The 4220-nt window shown below is 61.7% G+C and carries 3 protein-coding genes and 1 pseudogene; all 4 read right to left on the bottom strand.

Annotation, left to right across the window (positions count from 1 at the left end):
• Window positions 1–993: ABC transporter ATP-binding protein (locus tag RCCGE510_RS32590; protein WP_007637854.1), on the bottom strand; the 993-nt coding region annotated here is incomplete at its 3' end.
• A gap of 3 nt (window positions 994–996) precedes the next feature.
• Window positions 997–1943 (bottom strand): annotated as a pseudogene (locus tag RCCGE510_RS32585) (carbohydrate ABC transporter permease).
• Window positions 1940–2893: a sugar ABC transporter permease gene (locus RCCGE510_RS32580; protein ID WP_007637853.1), complete on the bottom strand. Its 954-nt coding sequence runs from the start codon at window positions 2891–2893 to the stop codon at window positions 1940–1942. The pseudogene RCCGE510_RS32585 and the gene RCCGE510_RS32580 overlap by 4 nt, the downstream one beginning before the upstream one ends.
• A gap of 133 nt (window positions 2894–3026) precedes the next feature.
• On the bottom strand, window positions 3027–4220 hold a 1194-nt coding region (locus tag RCCGE510_RS32575), incomplete at its 5' end, for an ABC transporter substrate-binding protein (protein ID WP_007637852.1).

Here is a 4220-nt window from a genome sequence, read left to right as displayed (position 1 = left end):
GCCGCCGAGCTTGGTGACGGCGAAGGTGTCGGAGCCGGCTGGTTCGACCACCTCGATCAGGCAATCGTCCTCGGTCAGCGAGCGCGCCTTGCGGTCGGCGCCGTCGGGATCAGTCAAGGCTTCCGGGCGAATGCCGAAGATCACTTGTTTGCCGGCATAGGCAGACAGGCCGTGATTGCCTGAGACCACCGGTAATTTCAGCGGCGCGGCATTCGGCCGCTCCAGCGCGACGGCAAGCCCACTGCTGCCGGCCTCGACGGTGGCATTCAGCAGGTTCATCGCCGGCGATCCCATGAAGTCGGCGACGAAGAGATTGGCCGGGCTGTTATAGATCTCGGCCGGCGTGCCGAACTGCTGCAGCACGCCGTCCTTCAGCACGGCGATCTTGGTCGCCAGCGTCATCGCCTCGATCTGGTCGTGGGTGACATAGACGAAGGTGGTGCCCATGCGCTGATGCAGCCGCTTGATCTCGGTGCGCATGTCGACCCGCAGCTTGGCATCGAGATTGGAGAGCGGCTCGTCGAACAGGAAGACCTGCGGATTGCGCACCAGCGCCCTACCCATGGCGACGCGCTGGCGCTGGCCGCCGGACAGCTGGCTCGGCTTGCGGTCGAGCAGATGGCCGATCTGCAGCATGTCGGAGACCTGCTTGATCGCCTTGGCCCGTTCTTCCTTGGGCACGCCGCGGATCTCCATGCCGAAGGCGATATTGCCCGCCACAGTCATGTTCGGATAGAGCGCATAGGACTGGAACACCATGGCGATGTCGCGCTTGGAGGGATGCAGGCCGCTGATGTCACGCCCGTCGATCTTGATATCGCCCGACGTGATCGTCTCCAGCCCGGCAATGGTGTTGAGCAGGGTCGACTTGCCGCAGCCGGACGGGCCGACCAGCACGAGGAAGCCGCCCTTTTCGAGTTCGAGGTCGATCCCCTTGAGAATGTCGACGGCGCCGAAGCGTTTTCTGAGACCGGAGATTTCGAGGAAGGCCATGGATTACCCTTTGACAGCGCCCGCCATCAGACCGCGCACGAAGTAGCGGCCGGCGAGGATATAGACGATCAGCGTCGGAACGGCGGCGATCATCGCCGCCGCCATGTTGACATTGTATTCGACCACACCGGTCGAGGTGTTGACGACATTGTTCAGCGCCACCGTCATCGGCATGGAGTCACCGGTGCCGGCGTAAGCCGAGGCAAACAGGAAGTCGTTCCAGATATTGGTGAACTGGTAGATCACCGTGACGACGATGATCGGCAGCGAGTTCGGCAGCATGATGCGGCGGAAGATCTGGAAGAAGCTGGCGCCGTCGACCTGGGCGGCCCGGACCAGTTCGGTCGGGAAGCCTCGTAGAAATTGCGGAAGAACAGCGTGGTGAAGCCGAGGCCGTAGACGACATGGACGAAGACCAGATTGACCGTGGGATTGCCGAAGCCGAAGGTAAAGCCGGTGACATTCTGCAGCGTCATGCCGAAGCGGCCGAGCGAACCGAGGATCGTCGCCATCGGCAACAGCACCGACTGGAACGGAATGAAGCAGGCAAACAGCATCAGCCCGAACACCAGCGTATGGCCGGGAAAGCGCCACTTGGTCAGCACATAACCGTTCAGAGCTCCCATGATGGTGGAGATTGCCACGGCCGGCACCACCATCTTGATCGAGTTCAAGAAGTAGCCCTTGATGCCGGCGCAGGTCAGCCCGACGCAGGTCTCGCCCCAGGCCTTGATCCAGGGATCGAAGGTCGGCGCCTGCGGCAGCGCCAGCATGTTGCCGTTCTGGATCTCGTCCATCGTCTTGAACGAGGTGGTGAGCATGACGAAGAGCGGCATCAGATAGAGGACGGCGAAGACCAGCAGCAGGCCGTAGATGACGGTGCGGCCGATCCAGCGGGTGTTGGTGCTGTTCTGCGCCCTATCGGCTGCCGGTGAGATGATCGCACTCATCGCGCCTTCTCCTTCAGTTCGGAATAGAGATAGGGAACGATGATTGCCGAGATCGTCATCAGCATGATGATGGCGCTGGCCGAGCCGACAGCCATCTCGTTGCGCTTGAAGGTGTATTCATACATGAAGTTGGATGGCAGCCAGGCCGAGCCGCCCGGCCCGCCCGAGGTCAGCGCCACCACCAGGTCGTAGGACTTGATCGCCATATGGGCGAGCACGATGAAGGCCGACAGAAAGATCGGCCGCAGCAGCGGAATGACGATGCGGCGATAGAGCTGGAAGGGCGAAGCGCCGTCAATCTGTGCTGCCTTCATGATCTCGCCGTCGATGCCGCGAAGACCGGCCAGAAACATCGCCATGACGAAGCCGGACGCCTGCCAGACACCGGCGATGACGACGGTGTAGATGACGAAGTCCTTGTTCTTGATCCAGTCGAAGTGGAAGCTCGTCCAGCCGAAGTGATGAAGCGTCTGCTCCAGCCCGAGGCCGGGGTCGAGGAACCATTTCCAGGCAACCCCGGTGACGATGAAGGACAGTGCCATCGGATAGAGGAAGATCGGCCGCAATATGCCCTCGCCGCGGATCTTCTGGTCGAGCAGGATGGCCAGGAAAAGACCGAGCGCCAGGCAGATGCCGACATAGAGGAAGCCGAAGATCGCCATGTTGGTGATCGACGTATACCAGGAGGACGGCGGATCGCTCTCGAAGGTCCAGCGCCACAGCCGCTGATAGGCACGCGCCCCGGTCAGCGCATAGGACGGAAAGGTCTTGGAATTGGTAAACGACAGATAGGCCGTCCAGACGATGAAGCCGTAGACGAAGACCAGGGTGATGACGAAGCTCGGCGCCAAGACGATCTTCGGCAGCGCATCCTGCAGCCGGCCTCTGAGCGAGATCGCCGTCGATTGCGCCGGCGTCAGAACCGGATCGGTGGTCGCAACGGTGCTCATGGAATGTCGTCTCCCTCCTGCATAATGATGGCCCTGCATGATCGGCCCTGCATAGCCTCTCCGCACAATCGTCGCGGAGCCTGAGGCTTCCCCGCAACAATGCGCGGGGAAGCGTTTGTCATCGAGCGTGGTCTCAGCGGGCGTCGTCGATTGCCTGGACCAGCTGCTTGACGGCTTCGTCGGAGGTCTTGATCTGGCCGTGGACGAACTTCGAGACGACATCCTTATAGGCATTGGCGATGGCCGGCGGTGCGCCATAACCCTGAGCCAGCGAGCCGAACAGCGTGCCGCCCTCATTGGCGGCCTTCAGGTCGGCAATGCCCTTCTTGCCGCAGGCGTCGAAGTCGGTGTCGGGAACGTCGGTGCGGGCCGGCACCGAACCCTTGACGACGTTGAAGGCCGACTGGAAGCTCTTCGACAGCGTTGCGGTTGCAAGTGCTGCCTGGGCGGCCTTGCGGTCGTCGGGAACGTTGAACATGCCGAACATGTCGGAGTTATAGACCACGCTGCCTTCGGTGCCGGGGAAGCGGTAGCAGAGGAAATCGGTATCCGGCGTCTTCTTGGCGGCGACGAACTCGCCCTTGGCCCAGTCGCCCATCACCTGCACCAGCGCATCACCCTTGATGACCATGGCGGTTGCCAGGTTCCAGTCGCGGCCGGAGAAGTTCGGATCGACATATTTGATGATCGTCGCCAGATTGTCGAAGGACTTCTTCATCGTGTCCGACTTCAGCGATGCCTCATCGAGGTCGTTGAAGGCCTTCTTGTAGAATTCTGGACCGCCGGTCGACAGCACGATGGAATCGAACATCGTCGCTTCCTGCCAGTTCTGGCCGCCGAGCGCCAACGGGATCACACCCGCAGCCTTGGCCTTGTCGAGCAACGCGATCAGATCGTCGAAAGTCTTCGGCTGGGTACCGCCGATCTTGTCCATCACCGCCTTGTTGATCCACAGCCAGTTGACCGAATGCACGTTGACCGGGGCTGCGACCCACTTGCCGTCATAGACCGAGAACTTCTGCAGCGCTGCCGGCACCGACTTGTCCCAGCCTTCCTTCTTGGCCGTCTCGGTCAGGTCGCCCATGACGCCGGCCTGGGCATAATCGAGCACGGTATAACCCAGCATCTGCGAGGCCGTCGGATAGGTGCCGGCCGCAACCATCGCCTTCAGCGCCGTCATCGCCGCATCGCCGCCGCCGCCGGCCACCGGCACGTCCTTCCAGGCAAAACCTTCCTTCGACAGATCCTGCTTCAGCACGTTCAGTGCCGCCGCCTCGCCGCCTGATGTCCACCAGTGCAGCATCTGAACTTCTTTTACGTCGGCTGC

Source organism: Rhizobium sp. CCGE 510 (assembly GCF_000292525.1).
In the GTDB taxonomy this organism is placed as follows: Bacteria; Pseudomonadota; Alphaproteobacteria; order Rhizobiales; family Rhizobiaceae; genus Rhizobium.
This window is presented reverse-complemented; position numbering and strand designations above follow the sequence as displayed.

Coding starts and splice junctions, on each gene's coding strand:
- RCCGE510_RS32580 (WP_007637853.1), bottom strand. CDS start 2,893: ATGAGCACCGTTGCGACCACCGATCCGGTTCTGACGCCGGCGCAATCG.